A 21,394-nucleotide genomic window follows, 5' to 3' on the forward strand; every position below is an offset into this window, starting at 1 on the left:
GTGGGGCCCGCGAACGAGTCTGCCGGATCCGTGCCGATCGGCGCCGTGCCGAGCAGGTGGCTGCCCGCCGCGAACTGCGCGTTCGGCTGCACGCTCTTCAGCGTGATCTTCGTCTGGATGTCGCTCTCGTTGCGGACGACCGTGCCGTACACGTCCGGGATCCAGACCTCCTGCGCGCCCGCCGCGAGGAAGATGCGGCTCGCGTTCTTCAGGTAGTCGACCGCCTTGAGCCGGTCCACGCCCTTCAGCTCGAACTCCGTGCGGCGGATCCCGTTGTCGTCGAGGAAGACGCGGCCCGGGTGCTCCTCGTCGATCACGCTCATCACCGAGCCGAGCTGGTGGTACTTCCGCATGCGCTCGGCGTGCTTCGGCCCGATCTCCGACAGCATGGTCGCGAAGATGCCGGGCGACTGGTGGTTGGTCAGCATGATGTAGCCGCCACCCGCGTACTCGCCCTTCGCGTCGTACTCGACGATGCGCTTGCCATCCACTGCGTACGCGGTCGGGATGCCGGTGGTGTTGTCGATGCGCCTGCCGAAGTCTGCCCACACGAAGTAGTGCGGGTTCATGTAGAAGCGGCGTCCGACCGTCGGGTCCTGAACGTTGCGCAGCAGGAGCTCCGCAGTGCCGAGCGCACCACCCGCGAGGACGACGTACTGTGCGTCCACCTGCAGCCGCCCGCGTTCCTGCTTCGTCGCGCGATCCAGCAGCACGCCGCGCACGCCGCGCGCGCGGCCGTTCTCCATCAGGATGCGATCGACGCGCGCATCGCTGTAGATTCGGCCGCCCACCTTGGAGACACGCGGGAGCGTGGTGATGTGCTGCGACGATTTCCGGTTGTACGCGCAGCCGAACTGCGTCCAGCCGCACGCGATGCAGTTCACGCGCGCGGTCGGCACGGCGTGGCCTGCAATGCCCGTCGCCTCACAGCCAGCGCGCACCAGCCGGTTGTTCTCGTTGAACAGCTCCTCGCCCGCGATGTGGATGCCCAGCTCGCGCTCGATCTCCGTGAAGTGCGGGTCGAGCTCCGCTTCGTGCATCCAGTCGAGGCCGAGCTGCTCGCGCCAGCGCTGCAGCCGGTCGGTGGGTGTGCGGAACGAGTCGCCCCAGTAGTGCACCGTGCAACCGCCGATCGCTTCGGCGTAGTTCAGGAAGTACGCATTGTCGACGGTCGAATCGAGCCCGCGGCGCCCGTTGAAGTCGGCCATGCCGTCTTCTTCACGCTGCGTGAAGTCCTCAGCGCGGAAGAAGCCGCCTCGGTCGAGCATGACCACGTCCCAGCCGCGCTCGGCCAGGTAGACACCGAGAGTGCCACCGCCCGCGCCGGTCCCGACGATCACGACGTCGCACGTCTCGCGGACATCGCCCTGCCGGTTCGTCCCCTGGATGATCATACGACCTCGCCGTAGTCCACCGGCATTACCGGCAGGTCGAAGCGCTCGGGCCAGGGACCTTCGAATCCGGTCATCTCGCGCGTGCGGTCGTCGTAGTACGCGAGGAAGTGCGTGAACCCCTTGAGCGCCTGGAACGCCGCACGTCGCAGGTCGAAGCGGCTGCGGGCCCAGCCTTCGAGGTACCGGAGCCGGTCGGCGGGCGTGAGCGCGGTGTAGCGGCGCAGGTGCCCGCCCAGCGGCGTCGCATGCTGCATGATGCGGAGCACGGTCTTCATGTCGGTCCGCACCGGCTCACCCACGGCCGCGAGCTCGGTGTCGACCCGCTGCGCGACGAGCGAGGGCTCCACGGGAATCCCCTCGAGCAGTGCCTCCGCCGTGGCACGCATGACCGCGTACTCCTTGGGCGTGAGCGCCAGCAGGGTGTAGCCGTCGCTGTCCGCTTCCGGGTAGTCGCGCGAGCAGCCGGCCGGCAGCAGCGACGCGGCCGCGATCGCAGCGGTGCCACCCGCGGTGGTGCGCAGGAACGAGCGGCGGTCCATGCCGGGGCGTGATTCGGGCAGGTTCATAGGAGCCCGCAAGTTAGACGCGCCCGCGGGCACCGTAAAGCGGCCGGCGGAAAAAACCGCCGCTGCACGGCCGGAACAAGGGTCCGGTGCCAGTGTCCGAAGCGGTTTTGCCATTTTCGCCCGCGCCAGGTGAGGTTAGATTGGATGATTCCGTTCACCGCGTGTGACCGACGCAGGCAGCCTACGGACCATTGCGAGCAGTCCGCTTTCACTATCGTCCCGTCCGGTACCTCCTGACCCGTGCTGCCTCCAGGCGACGCCCGGGCATGGCGCTCGGCCCTCTCGGCTGCGTCACACTGGACGAGATCGAAGCGCCAGCGCTGCCCGGCAACGACTGGGTGCGCGTCCAGACGACGCTGAGCGGGATCTGCGGCAGCGACCTGTCCGCGGTCACCGCCCACGACTCGTTCACGCTGGAGCCGTTCGGCGCTTACCCGTTCGTCTTCGGCCACGAGAACGTGGGACGCGTCGCCGAGGTGGGTCCGGGCGCAGACGGCTGGCAGCCGGGTGACCGGGTGATCGTCAACCCGATGCTGTCCTGCCTGCAGCGCGGCCTGGAGCCGTGTGCGGCGTGCGCGCGGGGCGAGTACGGGCTGTGTCGCAGGACCAACGAGGGAGTGGTCGGGCGCGGGCCGATGATCGGCTACAACCCGCGCACCGGGGGCGGCTGGTCGGGCGGCTTCGTCGCGCACTCGTCACAGCTGCACCGCGCTGACGGGCTGAGCGACGAAGTCGCCGTGCTGGCGGACCCTTTCGTGTCCGCGCTCCGGCCGGTGCTGCTGCACCCGCCCGCGGACGACGACGTCGTGCTCGTGATCGGAGCCGGTTCCATCGGGCTCCTCACGATCGTCGCACTCCGTGCGGCAGGCTTCGAGGGGACCATCGCCGCGCTGGGCCGCTACGGCTTCCAGTTCGAGAAGGCGGAGGCCGCGGGCGCGGACGTGCTGCTGCGCAACCGCGAGGAGCTGTACCAGTGGGCGGGCGGGCTGCCGGGCGCAGTCGCCTACAAGCCCACACTGGCGGGCCGCTTCGTCGAGGGCGGGCCGTCGATTGTATACGATACGGTCGGCAGCGAGACCACGATCGGTGACGGCGTCGCACTCACCCGCGAGGGCGGAAAGCTCATCCTCGTCGGTGGCGCGGCGAAGACCAGCGTCGACTGGACGCGTGTCTGGTACCGCCAGATCACGCTGGCCGGTATCTTTGCCTACGGCCTGGCGCCCTTCGAGGGCGAGAGGCGGGACATCTACGAGACCGCAATCGAGCTGCTGCGCCGTCGCGACTACGGTGAGCTCGGGCTGCTGACTCACGTGTTTGAACTGGAGGACTATCGTGCAGCGCTTCACGCCGCCCTCAGCAAAGGCGGACACCGCTCCATCAAGGTCGCCATCCGTCCCGATGTCAGCGGGCGCTGAGGACCTGGAGCTGGCGGTGGTCCCGTCGGCGAACGGCGCGGGCGACCTGGCCGGGTACACGCGTGACCCGTTTGGCGGCTGGATGGACGGCCGGACGGTGGACGACCTGGTCGAGCCCGGCTCGCTGCTGGATGTCCCCAACGTCCGGCGCTGGTTCGAGCTGTTCGCGATGGGCCTGCCCGAGTCGCTGTACACGTACCAGCTGCCGCTCTCGCGCAAGGCCGGTCCGGAGACCGAGGCGCTGGGCGAGCAGCTCATCATGTTCTCGACGTACAGCTACCTCGGCCTGATCGGCAATCCGCGCATCCAGAACGCGGTCAAGGCGGCGATCGACCGGTACGGCACGTCGACCGGTGGCGTGCGCCTGCTCACGGGCACCCTGCAGCTCCACCACCAGCTCGAGCGTGAGCTGGCGCGCTTCCTCGGCCAGGACGGCGCGGCGGTGTTCGCCAGCGGGTACGACGCGAACATCGCGGCGATCACGTCCCTGTTCGGCGCGGACGACGTCGCGATCCTGGACCAGTACGCGCACCAGAGCATCCACGACGGCGTGCGCATGGCGCACTGCGACGTGCGGCGCTTCAAGCACAACGACATGGGAGACCTGGAGCGGCGGCTGCGCCAGGCGCAGAACCGCGGCGCCCGCCGCATCCTGATCGCCGTCGACTCGGTGTTCAGCATGGACGGCGACCAGGCGCCGGTCGCGGACATCATCGCGTTGAAGAAGAAGTACGGCGCCTTCCTGCTGGTGGACGAGGCACACTCGATCGGCGCGCTCGGCCAGACCGGCCGGGGCGTCTGCGAGGCGCAGGGCATCGATCCGCAGGACATCGACATCCTGACCGGCTCGCTTTCCAAGGCCATCCCGTCCTCGGGCGGGTTCGTCGCCGGCTCGCTGGGCCTCAAGTACTACATCCAGCACGGTTCTGCGCCGTACATGTTCAGCGCGGCACTGACCCCGGCCAACTCCGCCGCGATCCTGGAAACGCTCCGCATCCTGCAGGAGGAGCCGGATCACATGGAGCGGCTGCGCGAGAACACGCGTGTCCTGATCGACGGCCTCCATGCGATCGGCCTGGAAACGCCGCCCACCACCACGCCGGTCGTACCGGTGCTGCTGGGCGACGAGTTCAAGGCCTACCGCTGGGCTCGCCGGCTGCTGGACCGCGGCATCTTCGTTTCGGCGGTCGTCTACCCGGCGGTCTCGCCCGGCCAGGCGCGACTGCGGCTGTGCGCGACCGCCGCGCACCGGCCGGAGCACTTCGAGCGGCTGTTCGAGGCGCTGCAGGAGTGCCAGGAGATGGAGCCGTAGGGCTTCAGCCAGGGCGCAGCAGCAAGGCGGGCCGCATGCCGGAAGGTGTGCGGCCCGGTTTCGTTCCGGGCGAGACCGCTCACCGGGCGCCTACTGATCGCCCGGTGGCCCGATCCATGCCGCCACTTGCTGCGCACGCGTTCATGTGCTAACAACAAGAGAGGACCGTCGCGCCCGTCCGTTACGCCGGCGCAGATGTCCGGCCCTTCCGAAAGCCCGCCGCTTCCGACCGCCGCGCCTCGCCAGGGGTGTGGACGCCCTGGCCTCCGGCCGGATCGGCTGACGTCTTCCGTCATGCGATGCAGTTGCCCAGTGCCCGGAGGTTCTCATGTGTCGGTGCATCAAGCTCGTTGTGGCCGCCGTCTCCTTCGGAACGGCTTTCGGTTGCTCCAGCAATTCGAGCCCGGGCAGTGCGCCGGAGGCGCGTGAAGAGAGCACCGCCATGGTCATCGATGAGCACGAGCTCGAACATGCCGCGGGAAACGTGCTCAACATCCTGCCGAGTCACGTTGCCGGCATGCGCATAAAACGAACGGACAGTTGTCCGGAGATCCTGATGCGCGGCACGCGCAGTCTGATGAGCTCCAACGATCCAGTCGTCTACGTTGACGGTACGCGAAGCGGAAACACCTGCATCCTCGAGACGCTGGTGCCGAGCGAGATCCATCGTATTGAGGTCTATCCCATGGGCGTTACTCAGCGGCCAGGGTACCGGAACAGCCCGAATGGCCTGATTCTGGTCTTCATGAAAACATCAGATCTGTAGCTCCATGTGGGCGAGCGATGTTGCTCGCAACAACGACAGGAGCTCCGATACGCAAAACGCCCCCGGCAGAAATGCCGGGGGCGTTTGCGTCCGAACTGACCAGCTGACTGGTTACTGCACCAGCTCCGTACGTCAGTTTACATCCCACCACACAGGATCGAACACGGTCAGATCCGCGAACGCCGCGTAGTTGTCCGGATTGTACAGGTTCTCGTTCGGCGAGATCGGCAGCCGTCCCGGGATCTCCGCTGCGCCATCCGCCGGCGTAAGCACCGGGTGTCCGGTCCGCCGCACCAGCGACCACGCCTCGTTCCCGTTGAGGTAGAGCGCGATCCACTGCTGCGTCCAGATGCTCTCGAGGCCGTTGTACGTCAGGCCTGCGATGTAGGCATCGATCTCGGCCTGCGGGATGTTGTACTGCTCCATCGAAGCCTCGATGCCCTGCTGCCAGAGCGACTCGGCGTCGGCCGCAATCCAGCCGCGTTCTGCAGCCTCTGCCTGCAGCAGCAGCACCTCTGCGTACGTGAAGACGAACGCCGGAGCGTCAGGCTCACGATAATAGGTGCTGATGGGCGAGAAGTGCGGGAAGCCCGCCACCGAGTCCGGATGCGGATTCGTCGGGCTCGGAAGCTCCGTCGCCTCGAAGCCGTTCGGCAGCCCGTTGTACGTCCCGAGTGCCGGTGCCGGATCCGCGTAGAACGGTAGACGCGGGTCATCGTTGTTCATCAGGGTATCCACCATGGCCTTGCTCACGGCGAAGTCCGCGAGGGGCCGCGACGTGAAGTGCAGGTGGATCGGGTTACGGCTCGGACCCGTGGCCCCGTACTGGAGCACCGCGTTGTCGGCATTGCTCTCGAAGCCGCCGGCAGCATACGCCGCTGCGAACTCGGCCTCAGCGGTGGCGGGAGCGACTTCGGACAGCCGCATTGCGGCCCGCATCCGGAGCGAGTTGGCGAACTTCGTCCACTTCTCCAGATCACCGTTGTAGAAGAAGTCGCCACCTGCCCAGGACACGCTGGCGGACGGATCGATCTGCGCAACAGCCGCCTCGAGATTGTCGAAGATGCCGTTGTACACCGTCTCCTGCGAGTCGTAAGCCGGGCTGTTGATCCCCTCGTCAGCCCGCAACGCCTCCGTGTACGGAATGGAGCCGTACACGTCCGTCAGGATCTGGAACTGCCAGTGCATCAGGATGTTCGATACTGCATCCAGATTCTCGTCACCCGATGCAGCAGCCATGTTGCGCAGCACGTTGAGGTCTGCGAGCGGGCCGGTGTAGGCACTCTCCCAGACGCCATTGAGCTGAGCGATGCGCGGGAGGTAATCGTCCTCCGTCCCGTATGTCGGCTGTGCCAGGTGCTGCGACCACAGATTCGACAGGTACATGCCGAACCACTCGCTGTGCGAGCCGTAGGCACCACCCACCGCATCCATGATGGCATTACCGAGCAGGTTGGCCGGAGGCACATCCTCCGGCGCATTGGGATTCTGGTTGATCTCGGTCAGGCCTTCGTCGCACGCACCGAGCACTGCGAACAGTGCCAGTGCGGGAACGGCCTTGAGGAATCTCTTTGTCATGTCTATGCCTTTTCCCTTGCGCAACCGCTTACGGCCGCACGGTGACGGTGAAGCCGATGCTGCGCGCACTTGGCATCGCTCCGTACTCGAAGCCCTGTGCGTTGCTCGCGTCGTATGCCGTTTCCGGATCGACGTCGAGGTCTTCGTGCACGCCCCACGTCGCCAGGTTACGCCCGATCAGACCGAGCTGGATACCTGACAGGCTGAGGCGGCTCGCCCACTCCTGCGGCACATCGAACGTCAGCGAGAGCTGACGCAGCTTCACGTAGCTAGCATCGAACGTGTGCGCCTCCGTCGTCGCGTAGTAGCCGCTGCTGTGATACAGCGCCTGCGCACTCGTCACGATGTCGTTCGGGACGGTGTCACCGTCTTCCGTCACCTTCACACCGTCGAAGATGATGCCATTGATCGTGCCGTCCTCTTCCACACAGGGGGGCAGGTTGGCACCCGCCTGTCCGGGAAGCAGGCAGCGACCCTCTGCGGTCGGCTCGAGCACGCCGGCGTACATGCCGAACATGTGCGTAACCGAATAGATGTCACCACCCTGGCGGATGTCGACCAGGAAGTTCAGATCGAAATTCTTGTAGCTGAAGTCGTTGTTCCAGCCGCCCAGCCAGTCGGGGTTGTAGTTGCCGACAACACCCTGGGGGCCGAGCAGCGGACGACCGTTGCTACCGACGACGATGCGGCCCTGCGAGTCACGGACATACGTGTAACCGAAGATCTGGCCGTAAGGCTCACCTTCACGTGCCCAGATCGAGCCGTACCACTCGCCACCGAGCGACAGGCCCTCGACGCCCTCTGCCAGCTCCACGACCGTGTTGTCGTTCTTCGAGAAGCTGAACGAGGAGCGCCACCGGAAGTCCTCGGTCTGCACGGGGACCACATTCAGCAGCAGCTCGACGCCCTTGTTCTGGGTCGTGCCGGCGTTGACGATCCGCGAGGTGTAGCCCGTAGCGCGCGAGATCGAGACCGGCATGATCAGGTCGAACGTCTTGGTGTTGTAGTACGTCGCGTCCAGCCCCAGGCGTCCGCCCAGGAAGCCGAGCTCCGCGCCGAACTCCCACGACTCCGTCGTCTCCGGCTCCAGCTCCGAGTTCGGAATCTGGTTGGGCTCGGCGAACGTCGGGAACCCGTTGAAGATGTCGCTGGCCGCAAACGCGCCGCGCAGCTGGTACGGGTCGGTGTCGTTGCCGACGCGCGCCCAGCTCGCGCGCAGCTTGCCGTAGTCCATCCAGTCCTGGTTCATGTTGAACGCATCCGAGAAGACGAAGCTTCCCGACACGGACGGATAGAAGTACGAGCGGTTGTCTTCCGGCAGCGTGGAGGACCAGTCGTTACGACCGGTCACCGTCAGGAACGCATAGTTGTTGTAGCCGACTTCCACCTGCCCGAGCAGGCTGTTCACCCGCTTGCGCGAGGTGTTGTCCGTCGAGATCGGCGCAACCGCCGCGTTCTCGACCGAGAAGATCCACGGCGTGATCAGGTCCGTCACCGTGTTTCCGCTCGTTACCCGACGGTAATCGCGACGCGCCGCACCAAGGAACCCGGTGACCGAAACCGGCCCCTCGAGATCCGGGGCGATGTTCGCGAGCACCTGGCTGTTCACTTCACGGAAGCCGATGTCGGAGTTGACCAGACCACCGGTCGCGCCGATCGGCGAACCGTCCGAGAGCGTCACGCCGAGCAGGTTCGGTGCATACGAACGCAGCCGATTCTCGTCGTACCAGTCCATGCCGGTCATGCCGCTCAGCGACAGCCAGCTGGTCAGGTCGTAGTCGACCGTGACATTACCGATGAGTCGGTTACGGTCCTGCGTGCTCCCGTTCGCGAGCTGAAGGTAGTACGGATTCGTGTGGTAGCTGCTGTTCCAGCTGTACGGGAGACCGTTCTCTGCACGGATGGAATCGAAGTTCGCCTCGAGGTCACGCATGTCGACCTGGCGGCCGAACCAGATCATCTGCGACAGCGGGTTCGTGCTGCCGTAGCCCATGCCGGGGCGTCCGTTCGCATCCGTCTTCGAGTACTGCACGGACGTCGAAGCCCTGAGCCGATCCGTCACGTCCACGCCACCGCTCAGACCGAGCGTCAGGCGGTCCATGTCGAAGCCAGGAATCATGCCTTCCTGGTCGAAGCGCGTCGCAGAAAAGCGCAGGTTGTACGTGTCGCCCGACTTCGCGAACGCGGCGTTCGTCGTGAGCGTCTGACCGCCCTTGAAGAAGTACTCGACGTTGTCAGGATTCGAGACCCACGGCGTCGGCTGACGCACACCGTCCGCTCCGACAGGGCTGTTGAACTGCGGGATCATGAGCCCGGCGTCGAGCGGTGGGCCCCAGCTCTCGTCCACGCCATCGTTGGTGCCGCCACCCTCACCATCGACGTATGCGAACTGGCCGTTGTAGCCCTGCCCGTATGCGTTCTGGTACTTCGGCAGCATTGTCGGGTCTTCCCACGTGACCTGCTGACTGACGGTCACCTGGCCCTGGCCCGCTGCCAGACCCGACTTGGTCGTAATGATGACCGCGCCATTGGCGGCACGCGAGCCGTACAGTGCCGCGGCATTCGGGCCCTTCAGCACCGTGATCGATGCGACGTTGTTCGGATCGACGTCCGCTGCCGCGTTGCCCCAGTTCAGGTCGTCGGAGAACACGCGCGACGAGCTGTTGTCGATCGGCACACCGTCGACGATGAACAGCGGCTGGTTGTTGCCAGTGATCGAGTTCGCGCCGCGGATCACGATACGGGACGAGCCGCCGGGGCTCGCCGCCTGCGTGATGTTCACACCCGCAACCTGTCCAGCAAGCGCCTGCACGAAGTTCGGCTCGATGGTCGACAGCTCGTCACCACCGATCGTCTCCGTCGCGACACCGAGCGCAGCCTCCTGCCGCTCGACGCCCAGCGCCGTGACCACGATCCGGTCCAGGCTGACCGCCGTCTCCTCCAGCGCGAAGTCCGCCGAAACCGCCTCACCCGCCACCACCGTCACGGTCTGGCTCGCCTGGCCATACCCGATGATCTGCACCTGCACGGTGTGCTGCCCCGCAGGCACGTTCAGGATCTGATAACGACCCCGCGCGTCCGTCAGGGCACCCAGCCCCGTTTCCCCGATGACCACCTGCGCGCCCGGCAGGGGGCGGGTGGTCGACTGCTCGATCACTGAGCCCGTGACCGTGCCTGTCCCCTGGGCTTCCAGCGCCACCGGGGCAAACACCGCCAGGAGCGCAAGCGCGATCCCGCAGCGAAGTGTGTTCATGCCTTGGTTCTCCTGTGTGGAACGGATAAGAACGACTCCAGCGTGGACCAACAGCGGCGCCGCATTCCGTGCGAACGTCCGTTCGATCCTGACTCTTCGCGATTCCGGCAGGGGGCACACGCCCGCCTGCAGGTACGGCGACTTGCCTGGATGAGAGGTGCAACCAGAAGAGATGGAAGCAGATCCTGCTGGCCTGCGACAGACCCGCGACTACTCGACATCTATCCATTCGCCGCCAGCCCCTTGGCATGCGACGCAGTCACCCAGCTGATCCGGGCGGCGGAATCAGTGCCGCCTGCGGATGCGACACCCACCTCCTTCCGGGAAGTACGTGGTTTCCAGGGCCGTCTCCAGCCATTACATGCGAAAGGGAACGAACACGGTAGGTTGAGTGTGACACCGGCCTGACGCAAGACGTCCCACCAATTTGGCTTACTGATCCCCTCTGGACCCTATTTCGTCCCAGTGAGAGGTCAGTCCTCCGTCCCGCCAGGGTTTCGTGGGTTGCCCGCCCGGTCCGGTGCCGGCGGGCATCGCCGCAGCGCCTCCACCAGCGCCCCGGCCTTTGCCACCGTTTCCTCGAACTCCCTGTCCGGCAACGAGTCGGCGACGATCCCGGCGCCTGCCTGGAGCCAGGCGACGTCGTCTTTGGCGATCAGGGTCCGGATCGCGATGGCCGTGTCCATGGTCTGGCCGCCGTAGGCGAAGTAACCGACGGCGCCGGCGTATGGGCCGCGCCGGACGGGCTCCAGCTCGTCGATGATCTCCATGGCCCGGATGCGCGGGGCGCCGGATACGGTCCCGGCCGGGAAGCAGGCGCGCAGGGCGTCGAATGCGTCCAGCCCTGCCCTGAGGTCCCCTTCCACCCTGCTGACCATGTGCAGCACGTGGCTGTAGGTTTCGACCGCCATCAGCTCCGTGACGTTCACGCTGCCGTACTCGGCCACGCGACCGACATCGTTGCGGCCGAGGTCGACCAGCATGAGGTGCTCGGCGCGCTCCTTGTCGTCCGCCATGAGGTCCTCGGCGCGCGCACGGTCCTCATCTGCACTGCCCGCGCGCGGCCGCGTGCCCGCGATGGGGCGGACGACGACGCGGCCGTCCTCGACGCGTGCGAGGGCCTCGGGCGATGAGCCGAGGATGGTCAGGTCGTCGAGCTCGAGGAAGAACAGGTACGGCGAGGGGTTCAGGGATCGCAGCACGCGGTAGACGTCGAACGGCCGGGCGTGCAGCGGCATCTCGAGCTGGCGGCTGAGCACGACCTGGAAGGCGTCGCCGTCCACGATGTACTGCTGGATCCGGCGCACGTGATCTTCGAACTGCTCACGCGAGTACGCGGACGTGGCGGCAGGCGCTTCACCCTCGCGCGTTTCCAGCGGCGCGAGCGGTGGTGCCTCGGTCAGTCGCTCCAGCAGGGCATCGATCCGCGCCTCCGCGGCATCATAGCGCGCGAGCAGCTCCTGTTCGCCCCGGGCTCCTGCGGGATCCACGAGCGCGATCACGCTGGCGCGGCCGAACAGGTTGTCGATCGCGACCACGAGGTCGGTGAAGAGGAAGAGCGCATCGGGCAGCCCGCGCGTGTCGGGCGGCGCGTCGGGCAGGCGCTCGATGTAGCGGACGGCGTCATAGCCGAGATAGCCGACCGCGCCACCGATGAAGCGCGGAAAGCCGGGAAGCGGTATCGTTTCGCGCGCGCGTACCAGGTCGGCGAGCTCCGCGATCGGATCTTCGGGCTGGTGTGGCGTGCTCCATCCTGCCCCGGGAGACCACCGACTGGTGGTCCCGTCGGTGTGCAACCGCCAGGCGGCGTGCGGCTCCGTGCCCAGGAAGGTGTAGCGAGCCCAGGTCTCGCCGCCCTCGACGGATTCGAGCAGGAAGCCGAATGGCGGGCGCGCGAGCTTGGCGTATGCGCCGACGGCGGTATCGGTGTCGAACAGGATTTCGCGACGCACCGGAACGAGCCGGCCGTCGCGGGCATGGCGGAGAAACGCCGCCCGATCAGGAATGAGCATAGGCGCGGGAATGTCGAGCAGCCGCAGAGGCGTGTCAATCATCATTGCGGTGGATACGGGCGGGACGTTCACCGATGCCGTGGCGCTTTCCGGTGGAATGCTCCGTGTTGCCAAGGTGCCGTCGACGCCGGAGGACCCGGCGCGCGCCGTCGCCGCCGCGCTCGAAGCTGCCGGCGGCGGCAGCGACGTCGGGCTGCTGGTGCACGGCTCGACGGTCGCGACCAATACTTTGCTCGAGCGCAGCGGGGCGCGCGTGCTGCTCATCACGAACCGCGGCTTCGAGGACGTGATCGAGATCGCGCGACAGGACCGGCCGCAGCTCTACGCGCTGCACGGCACCCGCCCGCCGCCGCTCGTCGCGCGGGAAGACCGCATCGGCATCGAGGGACGACTCGACGAGCGCGGACGCGAGCTCGTTCCGCTCGACCGCGACGCCGTCCGGGCGCTGCAGGAACGACTTGCCGCTACGGAATCTGTTGCGGTCTGCCTGCTGCACAGCTACGCGGACGACGTTCATGAGCGTGCGGTCGCCGCGCTCCTCGAGACCGATGCACCCGTGACGCTCTCGAGCGCACTGCTGCGGGAGTACCGCGAGTACGAGCGCTGCGCGACGACGGTGGTGAACGCGTACGTCGCACCGCGCATGGGCGGCTACCTCGAGCGGGTAGACGCCATGGCCGGGCGCGTGCGCGTGATGGGCTCCGGCGGTGGCGCACTGCGCGTCGAGCGCGCGCGGCGCGAGCCGGTGCACACGGTGCTCTCCGGGCCGGCCGGCGGGATTGCCGGCGCACGCGCGATCGCGGCACGCGCAGGACTCGAGCGCATCATCACCTTCGACATGGGCGGCACCTCGACCGACGTCGCGCTCTGTCCCGGCGCACCGCTGCACACGCGCGAGCTGCGCATCGACGGCGTGCCCATCGCGATCCCGGTGCTCGACATCCATACGGTCGGTGCGGGCGGCGGCTCGATCGCGCACGTCGATGCGGGTGGCGCGCTGCGCGTGGGGCCGCGCAGCGCGGGCGCAGCGCCAGGACCGATCTGCTACGGTGCGGGCGGCACGGACGTGACCGTGACCGATGCGAACGTGTGGCTCGGGCGACTGCCTGCAGCGGCATGGGCACACGCGCGGCCGCTTTCGCGCGAGGCGATCGCGGCGCCGCTCGGGCAGCTGGCGGACCAGCTCGGTGGCAGTCCGGACGCGGCGGCGGAAGGCGTCATCGACGTGGTGAACACGTCGATGGAGGGCGCCCTGCGGGTCATCAGTGTCGAACGTGGCTACGAGCCAACGGATTTCACACTGGTCGCCTTTGGCGGTGCAGCCGGTCTGCACGCATGCGAGCTGGCACAGCGGCTGGGCGTGCCGCGCGTGCTCGTTCCGCCGGCGCCGGGCGTGCTCTCCGCGTTCGGAATGCTCGTCGCGCCCGTGCTGAAGCAGGCGGCGCGGACAGTGCTCGCGCGCGGGCGCGCCCACGCCGATTTCCTGCTCGCGGACGCGTTCTCGGTGCTGGAGGCGGAAGCGCGCGCGGAGCTGGCGGAAGAGGACGTCGCATACGAAACGGTGGTCGTGCGCCACGCCGTGGACGCGCGCTACCGCGGGCAGAGCTACGAGCTGACCGTCAGCGCGCAGGGCGACTGGGTGGGCCGCTTCCACGAGGCGCACGCCCGCCGCTTCGGCCATTCCCGACCGGGTGCGGAGGTCGAGGCGGTAACGCTGCGCGTGGAGGCGGAAGCACCAGCACCGCTCGATCCGGCGGCCGCAGTCTTTCCTGCCAGTGGCGCACCACGGCTCCCGACGCCGACGCGGCTCGTGTTCGGTGGCGCAGCGACGGACGCGCGACTGCTTGCACGGGCCCACGTCGGGGCGGGCCTGGAGGGGCCGGCAGTGATCGTGGAATACAGTGCGACCACGCTGCTTCCGCCCGGCTGGCGGGTGGAGGACATCGCCGGCGGGGCGCTGCTGCTCGGCCGCAGCGATCCGGCAGTGCCTTGAGCCGGCCGCCGGCCGGCGTGTAGCTTACGCGGTTTCCGGGTCGGCCCCTGCCGACCCGACATTTTCTGGAGAGGGGCCCGGATGGAGCAGGCAGTGATCGAGAAGCCGGCGGACGGCGCGGCGGCGGAGAACGTGTACCGCGCGCCGTACCTCGCCGCAGCACTGACGACGCTCGGCGTGTTTCTGCTGTATGCGCTGACGCTCAGTCCGACCACCTGGTTCTGGGACACGAGCGAGTATATCGCGACGGCGCACATCCTCGGGATCCCGCACCCCCCGGGCAACCCGCTGTTCGTGCTGCTCGCGCGCGCGTGGGAGCTGCTGCTCGCGCCCTTCGGCCTGACGCCCGCCGTGCGCGTCAACCTGTTCAGTGCGACGATGAGCGCGCTGGCGCACGGGTGCTGGTTCCTGATCGTGCACCGCGTGCTGTCCTATATGACGGCGAGCCGCCGCATCCGCCTGGTCGGCGCGATTGCCGCGGTGCTCGTGAGCGCGACGGCATACACGGTGTGGAACCAGTCCAACGTGAACGAGAAGGTCTACACGGTCTCGCTCTTCACGATCGCGCTGCTCTCGTGGATCACGTTCCGCTGGCGTGACCACGTGGGTGAGGGCAAGGACGACAACCTGATCATCCTGGCCATCTTCATCCTGGCGCTCTCCGTCGGCAACCATTTGATGGCGTTTCTCGCCGCACCCGCGATGCTCATCTACCTGCTCATGGTGAATGCGCGTGCGCTGGCGAACTGGCGGCTCTACGTCTTCGGCGTGCTGGCCGTCGTGCTCGGCCTGTCCGTGCACCTGTACCTGCCGATCCGCGCCGGGCTGGATCCCGTGATCAACGAGGCCGACCCGAGCTGTCCGACGCTCGGCTCCGCCGTGACCAGCGTTCTCACACTGGGCGCGACGGGGTGCGACAACCTGTCGGCGGCGCTGCAGCGCGAGCAGTACTCCAAGCCGTCGGTCATGAGCGACCCCGTTGCCGCCGGGTTCGGCCGCGATGCGCCGCGCGGGCCGGACCTGATCGGTGCACAGTTCGCCAACTACCTGCAGTACTTCGACTGGCAGTGGGCGCGCTCGGTCGGGGGGCTCGACAACTGGTTCGGCGGTGCGCGACCGGTCTTCACGATCCTGTTCATCGCGCTCGGGCTGTACGGTGCTGCCCGCCACTATCGGGCAGACAAACCGAGCTGGGCCTACGTACTCGTGCTCTTCGCGACACTGTCGTTCGGCCTGACGTTCTACCTGAACTTCCGCTACGGCTACACGTATCCTAGCGACGCGTCGATGGAGATGCGCGAGGTGCGCGAGCGCGACTATTTCTTCATCGTCGGCTTTTCCGTGTGGGCCCTGTGGGCCGGCATCGGCATCACCGCGCTCTGGCAGCGCCTGGCGGAGCGGTTCCAGGAGAGCGGTCGCGAGCGCTCCTTCGCGGAGATGGCGGCCGCGCCCGTGCTGCTGCTCGCGCTGATCCCGCTGGTCTTCAACTGGAGCTGGGCCTCGCGGCGCAACGACTACACGGCACGTGACTGGGCGTACAACCTGCTCATGAGCGTGGAGCCGTACGGGCTGCTGTTCACGAACGGCGACAACGACACGTTCCCGCTCTGGTACCTGCAGGAGGTCGAGGGCATCCGTCGCGACGTCACCGTCATGGTGATGAGCTACCTGAACACGCCCTGGTACGTCGAGCAGATCAAGGGGCTGACGACCCCGTGCGCGCCGGGCGAGGATCCGCTCGAGGATCCCACGCGCATCATCTGCCAGCGGCCGTTCCAGCCCGAGAACAGCGCGCAGTTCTACGCGAACTGGGCGGCACCGACCGGTGGCGACACGAGCGGTGTGCGCATCTCGCAGGGGAGACCCGGCACCTTCGTGCCGACGGAATCGATCGTGCCGCTGGAGCTCCAGCAGATCCACGACGTCGCCAACACGCGCCCGTACCAGCTCCAGGAATCCCTGGTCTACCGCGCCGGCAATATCGAGACGGTGCTGCCGCAGGGCTCCTGGATGGTGCCCTCGCGCGTCTTCCTCGCCGCGATGATCACGACCGCGATCGACGACCGGCCGATCTACTTCGCAATGACCACGCAGGCGTACGACGATCTCAGCCTGCGGCCGTACCTGATCCGGCAGGGCCTTGCGTTCAAGCTGAACAACGGCCCCGTGCAGCCGGATCCCGCGCGCGGCATCTACGAGGTGCCCGACGACGGCACCGGCTTCACCAACATGGTGGGCCCGTACCTCGACCTGCCGCGCACCGAGCGGTTGCTCGACGAGGTGTTCGTGCACCGCGGCGGATTCCCCGACGAGTGGGGCCACTGGGCCGACAGGGCGACGACCGGCATCCCGAACTACTACGGCATCGCCCATTACGGCGCGGCACTGGTCAACTCGCTGCAGGGGGATACGACGGCCGCGGACCGCCACCTCGAGCGCGGCGCGGCATACATCGACCTGGCGAACGGCCGGCGTCGCTGAGGATGGCGGAGTCGACGCGGCACGCCGGGATCGACGGCGTGCCGCATGCACACCAGAAATCGACGCGACTCCTCGGTGCGCTGCTCGTCGTGCTGGCGGCAGCGCTCTGGGCCACGTTCGGGCTCTTCGCCAAACGCCTCTACGACGCCGGCTTCACACCGCTGGAGCTCGCAAGCATCCGCAACTGGGTCGGCTTCACGGGCATCGCGCTGCTCGCGCTGCCACGCCCGTCGCGGCTCCGCATTCGACCGCGCGACCTGCCGTTCTTCGCGGCCTACGGAATACCGGCCTTCGCGCTCTTCGCGCTCATGTTCCTGCTGACGCTGCAGCAGACCAGTGTGGCGATCGCCGTGTCGCTGCTGTACACGGCACCGGCGTTCGTCGTGGTGCTGTCCGCACTGATCTGGCGCGAGCGCCTGCCGCGCGCGCACATCCTGGCGCTGGCGCTCGTGCTCGGGGGTGTACTGCTCGTGACGGGCGCCGTGAGCGCGCTCCAGGCGGGCGTCGCTTCACTGAGCGGCGCTGCACTGCTCACGGGCCTGCTGTCCGGCCTGACCTACGGCCTGTACACGCTCTTCAGCAAGTCCGCGACGGAGCGCTACCCCGACCCGATCGCGCCCGTGTTCTGGATGTTCGCGTTCGCGATGCTGGCGCTCACGATCGTGCAGCCGCCGTTCGAAGCCATGGCACGCCCGCATGGCGAGTGGCCGGCACTGATTGCGCTCGGCATCGTGCCGACGCTGCTGCCCTACCTGCTCTATCTCCAGGCACTGCGCTGGCTGCCAGCGAGCACGGCTGCGATGCTCGCGTCCGTCGAACCCGTGATCGCCGCACTCCTCGCCGCGACACTGCTCGGTGAGGGGCTCGATGCGACGCGCATTGCAGGCATCGCGATGATCGCGACTGCGGCGGCCATGCTGGCTCGGGAGAAGCCGGCGGTGCAGGATGCCAAGGTGATCATGTAGCGGCTGTTTTACCACGGAGCGCACGGAGAGCACAGAGCTCCCGGGCTACACGCTCCAGAAGTCTGCGGCCTCCGGCGGCATGCGGGCGAGAACACGCTCGAGCGCCTGCTGGTCCACGTGCTTGCGCACTGCTCGCGCGACGTCGCTGATCGCCGAGTCCGGTGAGTAGTTGTGGTTCGGGCGCAGGGACTGGATCTCCCTGGTCATCGTCGCACGGTCCGTGAACTCCAGGCGCGGCTCCTCCGGATCCCAGTCGGCCACGAAGAGCGCTCGCAGGCCGGCCGGCAGCACGGTGGCAAAGCGGATCGCGTCCGCGATGGAGACGCGCCGGCGGAACGTGCGGAAGACCGCCTCCGTCGCCGTGTACGCGGGGTTGGTGGTGGTGAAGCCGATGATGTCACGGAGGTCGACCAGATAATCGTAGAAATGGTCAGTAGCTCGCTGGTATTCCTGTGGAGCGGTCATTCTCTCCCATGTGTTGAGGCGCTACCAGCGGCATCCCGCATTTCCGCCGTCACCCGCACCACCTCGCCCGTCACCCCGCTCGCCGCGTCGGACAGCAGGAACAGCACGACGTCCGCGATCTGCTCGCGCTTGACCCAGCGCTGTCGCGTCGGCATGTCGTTGCGGTTCTGGACCGTATCCACCATTCCGGGCGCGACCGCATTCACGCGTACGCCGCTTTCCCGCTCCTCGGCAGCCAGCGCCTGTGTGAGCGCGACGACACCGGCCTTGGCCGCTGCGTACGCCCCGAGGTTCGCGGGCGCGGAGTCCGCCGCGGGCGATGCGAAGTTGACGATCGCGCCCCGCGACTCGCGCAGCAGCGGCAGCGCCGCGCGGGTCATGCAGGCCGCGGTTGCCACATTGCGTGCATGCTCGTCGCGCCAGTCGGCGTCGCTCGTCTCGGAGACGGGTCCGGTCACACGCAGTCCACCCGCTGCGTTCACGAGTGCATCGAGACGACCGAACGAATCACGCGCAGCGGCGACGACGCGCTCGGCGCCGTCGTCGAGCGTGAGGTCCGCCTCGACCGCGATCACGCGCTCATCGCTGCCGAGGGACGTCGCATGCTGCTGCACGCTGCTGCTGCGCGCCGTGATGACGACACGCGCGCCCGCAGCGAGCAGTCGTGCTGCGATCGCATAGCCGACCTGGCCGGCATCACCGACGCCGGTCACGATGACGACCCGTCCGTCCATGTCGTTTCTTCCTCTGCGTGTTCCTGTTTCCCCGGGCGCGAGTGGCCCGACCAGCCCGACCAGGCTGCCGGCGAGGAGCAGCGCACTCCAGGGCTGGAGGAGGGGGACGAATGCATTGGATGCGAACAGCACGCCGATGGCGGCACCGCCGATCGCCAGCGGCGCGATGGAGGGGCCGCGCATTCCGAGTGCAACGAACAGCGAACCGGCCATGTAGGCGGGTGCCGCGAGCATGAGCATGGCGCCGAGCGCGCCCGCGCCGGACGTGGCGTTGTCGCTCACCGCGCCGCGCCACAGTCCTGCGAACGCGGCGGCCACGGCGAGCGCGAGGGCGAGCGCCAGGGCGCGCACGCGCGGATTCGCGTCCGGGTTCAGGAGGGGATCGCCGCCCCATGCGCCGGCTCCGAGCGCCGCCAGCGTCAGCGCGACGAGCACACCGGTCGCGCCGAGGAAGCCGCCGCCGGCGTACACGAGGCGCGCGGTCCCGACGGTGAGCGTGATGCCGAGTGCAATGCCACCCGCGAGTGCGACGGCTGCGATGCGCGACTGTCTCGTCACGGGCACACGCGATGATAGCCGCCGCGGTAGTAGAGCAGCGGCTCACCCTCCACCGCATCTCCTGCCACGACCCGGCCGATGAAGATCGTGTGATCGCCGGCGACATGCTCCGTCGCGACGTTGCAGTCGACCCACGCCAGTGCGTCATCGAGCACGGGCGACCCTGTCACGGATTCGCGCCAGGCGACGCCCTCGAACTTGTCGGTGCCGTCGGCCTCGCCCGCGAAGCGTCGCGCGGTGCGCTCGTCGTCCGCGGCCAGCACGCTGATCGCGAAGGCACCCGCGTCACGGATGCAGTCGTGGGTGTCGGCGGAATGCTCGACGCAGACGAGCACGAGGGGCGGCTGCAGCGAGAGGGAGCTGAACGCGTTGGCGGTGAGCCCGCAGAGGGAGCCGTCGGACGCGCGGGCGGTGACCACCGCGACGCCCGTCGACCAGTGGCCCAGGATCCTGCGGAACTCGGCGGATTCGATCGGCATGGACCTCGCATCGGCGACCGCATTGCGGGGGCCCATCGCCTTTCCGTAAACTTGCCCGACCCTCAGGCTTGAGACGGACGGACGAATGACGCGAGCGAGTCGGTACGCCCGGGCCGCGGCCCTCCTGATTGTAGCGTTCCTCCCTGCATGCGACAACGTGAGCTGGGGCGGCGCGGACATCGCCGTGGTGCCACCGCCACCGCAGGCGACGGCCGCACCGGACACGCTCTCCCCGGACGCACCCGTCAATGAGCGGATGCCGACCGGTCCCGTGCTCTTCCACGTGATCCGCGACAGCGCGAGCGCGACCATGGTGCCGGTCGGCGAGGTGAGCGGCGACTCGCTGCTGCCCGTGCGTGCCGAGGGTGACGCGGGTGCGTACGGCCGTCGCCTGATCGCGGAGCAGATGCGCCAGGGTGCGGAGTTCGCCCTCTTCGCGGACGGGGTGAGGGCGGGCACGTTCGTCGTGAACAGCGCGGAGGTCCCGGAATCGCCCGATCCCTGCCTGCAGCAGCCGGTCGCGACCGGCTCGCTGGAGCTGGGTGCGGCAGCGGCCGGCGTGCGCGAGTTCATCGGCATCGCCAAGACGCATGCGCCCACGGTTGCCCGCCGGATCGATGAGCAGCTCGAAGTCTCCCGCACCATGCAGGTCGTGGGGCCGATCCTGGCCGAGCGCATGATCCGCGCGCGCGGGGCATCGCTGCCCGGCAACTGGCAGCGGGCGATGGAGCAGGTCACGCCCTTCCCTGCCGCGAACCAGCAGAGCGCCGCATTCGCGACCACGTTCCTGGTCGGCGACACGCTCGGGCCCGGCCTGGACAATGACGGCTACTCCCTGTTCTTCGTCGCGATCCCCGCGCTCGCCAGCTTCGATACCGTGTACGTCGACTACCGCGACTACGCAGAGGCCGGCAAGCAGGCACCGCGCGTCATCGACTTCATCGACTGGAACCGCGACGACCAGGTCGACCTGCTGATGGAGGTTTACGGCGTCAACGATCGCTGGTACGAGGCCGTGAGCCGCGGCGCCGACGGAAGCTGGCGCCGCGTGCTGCGCGATCGCTGCGAGCGGACGGCCGCACCCGTTGCGGAGGAAGCGCCCGACACCGTCGGCTGAGGCGGCCGGCGCCGCGACCTGCTGCGAGCGGATCACCGCCACAGCTGCACGAGCGCTCCAGCTCACGATCCGCGGGACCGGCTGTGCTGCCCTTGCTCCGCCGCCGCACCGAGTCTAGACTCAATCCACATACACGAACGGGGCCTTCCGGAAGTCCGGTGAAAAACCGGCGCGGCCCCGCCACTGTGAGAGGCCCGACCGCACGCGGTCGGTGTGGAACACCCGAAGATGCCACTGGGCTTTGCCCGGGAAGGCGGGTGTCTCTGCCTCGAGCCAGGAGACCGGTTCCGTTCGTGCCCGAGAGCA

General features: G+C 67.9%; 15 protein-coding genes and 1 riboswitch. Of the genes, 7 read left to right on the plus strand and 8 right to left on the minus strand.

Features of this window, described 5'->3' with window-relative positions:
* Positions 1–1,394 (minus strand): GMC family oxidoreductase N-terminal domain-containing protein (locus tag VFU06_00085; protein ID HEU5207777.1); only part of this gene is annotated, 1,394 nt, incomplete at its 3' end.
* Positions 1,391–1,960: a hypothetical protein gene (locus tag VFU06_00090; GenBank protein ID HEU5207778.1), complete on the minus strand. Its 570-nt coding sequence runs from the start codon at positions 1,958–1,960 to the stop codon at positions 1,391–1,393. The genes VFU06_00085 and VFU06_00090, both read right to left, overlap by 4 nt.
* 266 nt (positions 1,961–2,226) lie before the next feature.
* Between VFU06_00090 and VFU06_00095 the strand changes: the two genes are divergently transcribed.
* From VFU06_00095 to VFU06_00105, 3 genes are all read left to right on the plus strand, one after another.
* A complete protein-coding gene (locus VFU06_00095; GenBank protein ID HEU5207779.1) occupies positions 2,227–3,375 on the plus strand; it encodes an alcohol dehydrogenase catalytic domain-containing protein in 1,149 nt (382 codons plus the stop codon).
* Positions 3,359–4,687, plus strand: a complete 1,329-nt coding sequence (locus tag VFU06_00100) for a pyridoxal phosphate-dependent aminotransferase family protein (protein HEU5207780.1) — start codon at positions 3,359–3,361, stop codon at positions 4,685–4,687. The genes VFU06_00095 and VFU06_00100 overlap by 17 nt, the downstream gene beginning before the upstream one ends.
* A 328-nt stretch (positions 4,688–5,015) precedes the next feature.
* Entirely contained in the window at positions 5,016–5,453 is a 438-nt protein-coding gene (locus VFU06_00105; GenBank protein HEU5207781.1) for a hypothetical protein, read from the plus strand.
* Between the two features lie 132 nt (positions 5,454–5,585).
* On the opposite strand, the gene VFU06_00110 is transcribed toward VFU06_00105, so the two are convergent.
* The 3 genes from VFU06_00110 to trpE form a co-directional block, all read right to left on the minus strand.
* Entirely contained in the window at positions 5,586–7,031 is a 1,446-nt protein-coding gene (locus VFU06_00110) for a SusD/RagB family nutrient-binding outer membrane lipoprotein (protein ID HEU5207782.1), read from the minus strand.
* A gap of 28 nt (positions 7,032–7,059) precedes the next feature.
* Complete coding sequence (locus VFU06_00115; protein HEU5207783.1) at positions 7,060–10,284, minus strand: SusC/RagA family TonB-linked outer membrane protein; 3,225 nt, start codon at positions 10,282–10,284, stop codon at positions 7,060–7,062.
* A 473-nt stretch (positions 10,285–10,757) separates the two neighbouring features.
* Positions 10,758–12,341, minus strand: coding sequence for an anthranilate synthase component I (gene trpE / locus VFU06_00120; GenBank protein HEU5207784.1), 1,584 nt, complete (start codon positions 12,339–12,341; stop codon positions 10,758–10,760).
* Between trpE and VFU06_00125 the strand changes: the two genes are divergently transcribed.
* From VFU06_00125 to VFU06_00135, 3 genes are all read left to right on the plus strand, one after another.
* Complete coding sequence (locus VFU06_00125; protein ID HEU5207785.1) at positions 12,328–14,289, plus strand: hydantoinase/oxoprolinase family protein; 1,962 nt, start codon at positions 12,328–12,330, stop codon at positions 14,287–14,289. The genes trpE and VFU06_00125 overlap by 14 nt on opposite strands.
* 81 nt (positions 14,290–14,370) lie before the next feature.
* Complete coding sequence (locus VFU06_00130; protein HEU5207786.1) at positions 14,371–16,770, plus strand: DUF2723 domain-containing protein; 2,400 nt, start codon at positions 14,371–14,373, stop codon at positions 16,768–16,770.
* A 2-nt stretch (positions 16,771–16,772) separates the two neighbouring features.
* A complete protein-coding gene (locus VFU06_00135) occupies positions 16,773–17,735 on the plus strand; it encodes a DMT family transporter (protein HEU5207787.1) in 963 nt (320 codons plus the stop codon).
* A gap of 45 nt (positions 17,736–17,780) precedes the next feature.
* Here VFU06_00135 and VFU06_00140 read toward each other — a convergent pair whose 3' ends face one another.
* Genes VFU06_00140 through VFU06_00150 form a run of 3 tightly spaced genes read right to left on the minus strand, consistent with a single transcriptional unit; the run spans position 17,781 to position 19,971 of the window.
* Positions 17,781–18,200 (minus strand): DUF2267 domain-containing protein, encoded by a 420-nt coding sequence (locus tag VFU06_00140; protein HEU5207788.1) that lies wholly within the window; start codon positions 18,198–18,200, stop codon positions 17,781–17,783.
* Positions 18,197–19,492, minus strand: coding sequence for an SDR family oxidoreductase (locus tag VFU06_00145; protein HEU5207789.1), 1,296 nt, complete (start codon positions 19,490–19,492; stop codon positions 18,197–18,199). The genes VFU06_00140 and VFU06_00145 overlap by 4 nt, the downstream gene beginning before the upstream one ends.
* Positions 19,489–19,971: a flavin reductase family protein gene (locus VFU06_00150; protein HEU5207790.1), complete on the minus strand. Its 483-nt coding sequence runs from the start codon at positions 19,969–19,971 to the stop codon at positions 19,489–19,491. The genes VFU06_00145 and VFU06_00150 overlap by 4 nt, the downstream gene beginning before the upstream one ends.
* Positions 19,972–20,056: 85 nt before the next feature.
* Between VFU06_00150 and VFU06_00155 the strand changes: the two genes are divergently transcribed.
* Positions 20,057–21,088, plus strand: a complete 1,032-nt coding sequence (locus VFU06_00155) for a hypothetical protein (GenBank protein HEU5207791.1) — start codon at positions 20,057–20,059, stop codon at positions 21,086–21,088.
* 149 nt (positions 21,089–21,237) lie between these two features.
* Positions 21,238–21,370, plus strand: a riboswitch (cobalamin riboswitch).
* Positions 21,371–21,394 lie beyond the last annotated feature (24 nt).

The organism is Longimicrobiales bacterium (genome assembly GCA_035764935.1).
Classification (GTDB): Bacteria; Gemmatimonadota; Gemmatimonadetes; order Longimicrobiales; family RSA9; genus DASTYK01.

Coding starts and splice junctions, on each gene's coding strand:
- VFU06_00095 (HEU5207779.1), top strand. CDS start 2,227: ATGGCGCTCGGCCCTCTCGGCTGCGTCACACTGGACGAGATCGAAGCG.
- VFU06_00105 (HEU5207781.1), top strand. CDS start 5,016: ATGTGTCGGTGCATCAAGCTCGTTGTGGCCGCCGTCTCCTTCGGAACG.
- VFU06_00150 (HEU5207790.1), bottom strand. CDS start 19,971: ATGCCGATCGAATCCGCCGAGTTCCGCAGGATCCTGGGCCACTGGTCG.
- VFU06_00110 (HEU5207782.1), bottom strand. CDS start 7,031: ATGACAAAGAGATTCCTCAAGGCCGTTCCCGCACTGGCACTGTTCGCA.
- VFU06_00115 (HEU5207783.1), bottom strand. CDS start 10,284: ATGAACACACTTCGCTGCGGGATCGCGCTTGCGCTCCTGGCGGTGTTT.
- VFU06_00100 (HEU5207780.1), top strand. CDS start 3,359: ATGTCAGCGGGCGCTGAGGACCTGGAGCTGGCGGTGGTCCCGTCGGCG.
- VFU06_00090 (HEU5207778.1), bottom strand. CDS start 1,960: ATGAACCTGCCCGAATCACGCCCCGGCATGGACCGCCGCTCGTTCCTG.
- VFU06_00155 (HEU5207791.1), top strand. CDS start 20,057: ATGACGCGAGCGAGTCGGTACGCCCGGGCCGCGGCCCTCCTGATTGTA.
- VFU06_00135 (HEU5207787.1), top strand. CDS start 16,773: ATGGCGGAGTCGACGCGGCACGCCGGGATCGACGGCGTGCCGCATGCA.
- VFU06_00140 (HEU5207788.1), bottom strand. CDS start 18,200: ATGACCGCTCCACAGGAATACCAGCGAGCTACTGACCATTTCTACGAT.
- trpE (HEU5207784.1), bottom strand. CDS start 12,341: ATGATGATTGACACGCCTCTGCGGCTGCTCGACATTCCCGCGCCTATG.
- VFU06_00130 (HEU5207786.1), top strand. CDS start 14,371: ATGGAGCAGGCAGTGATCGAGAAGCCGGCGGACGGCGCGGCGGCGGAG.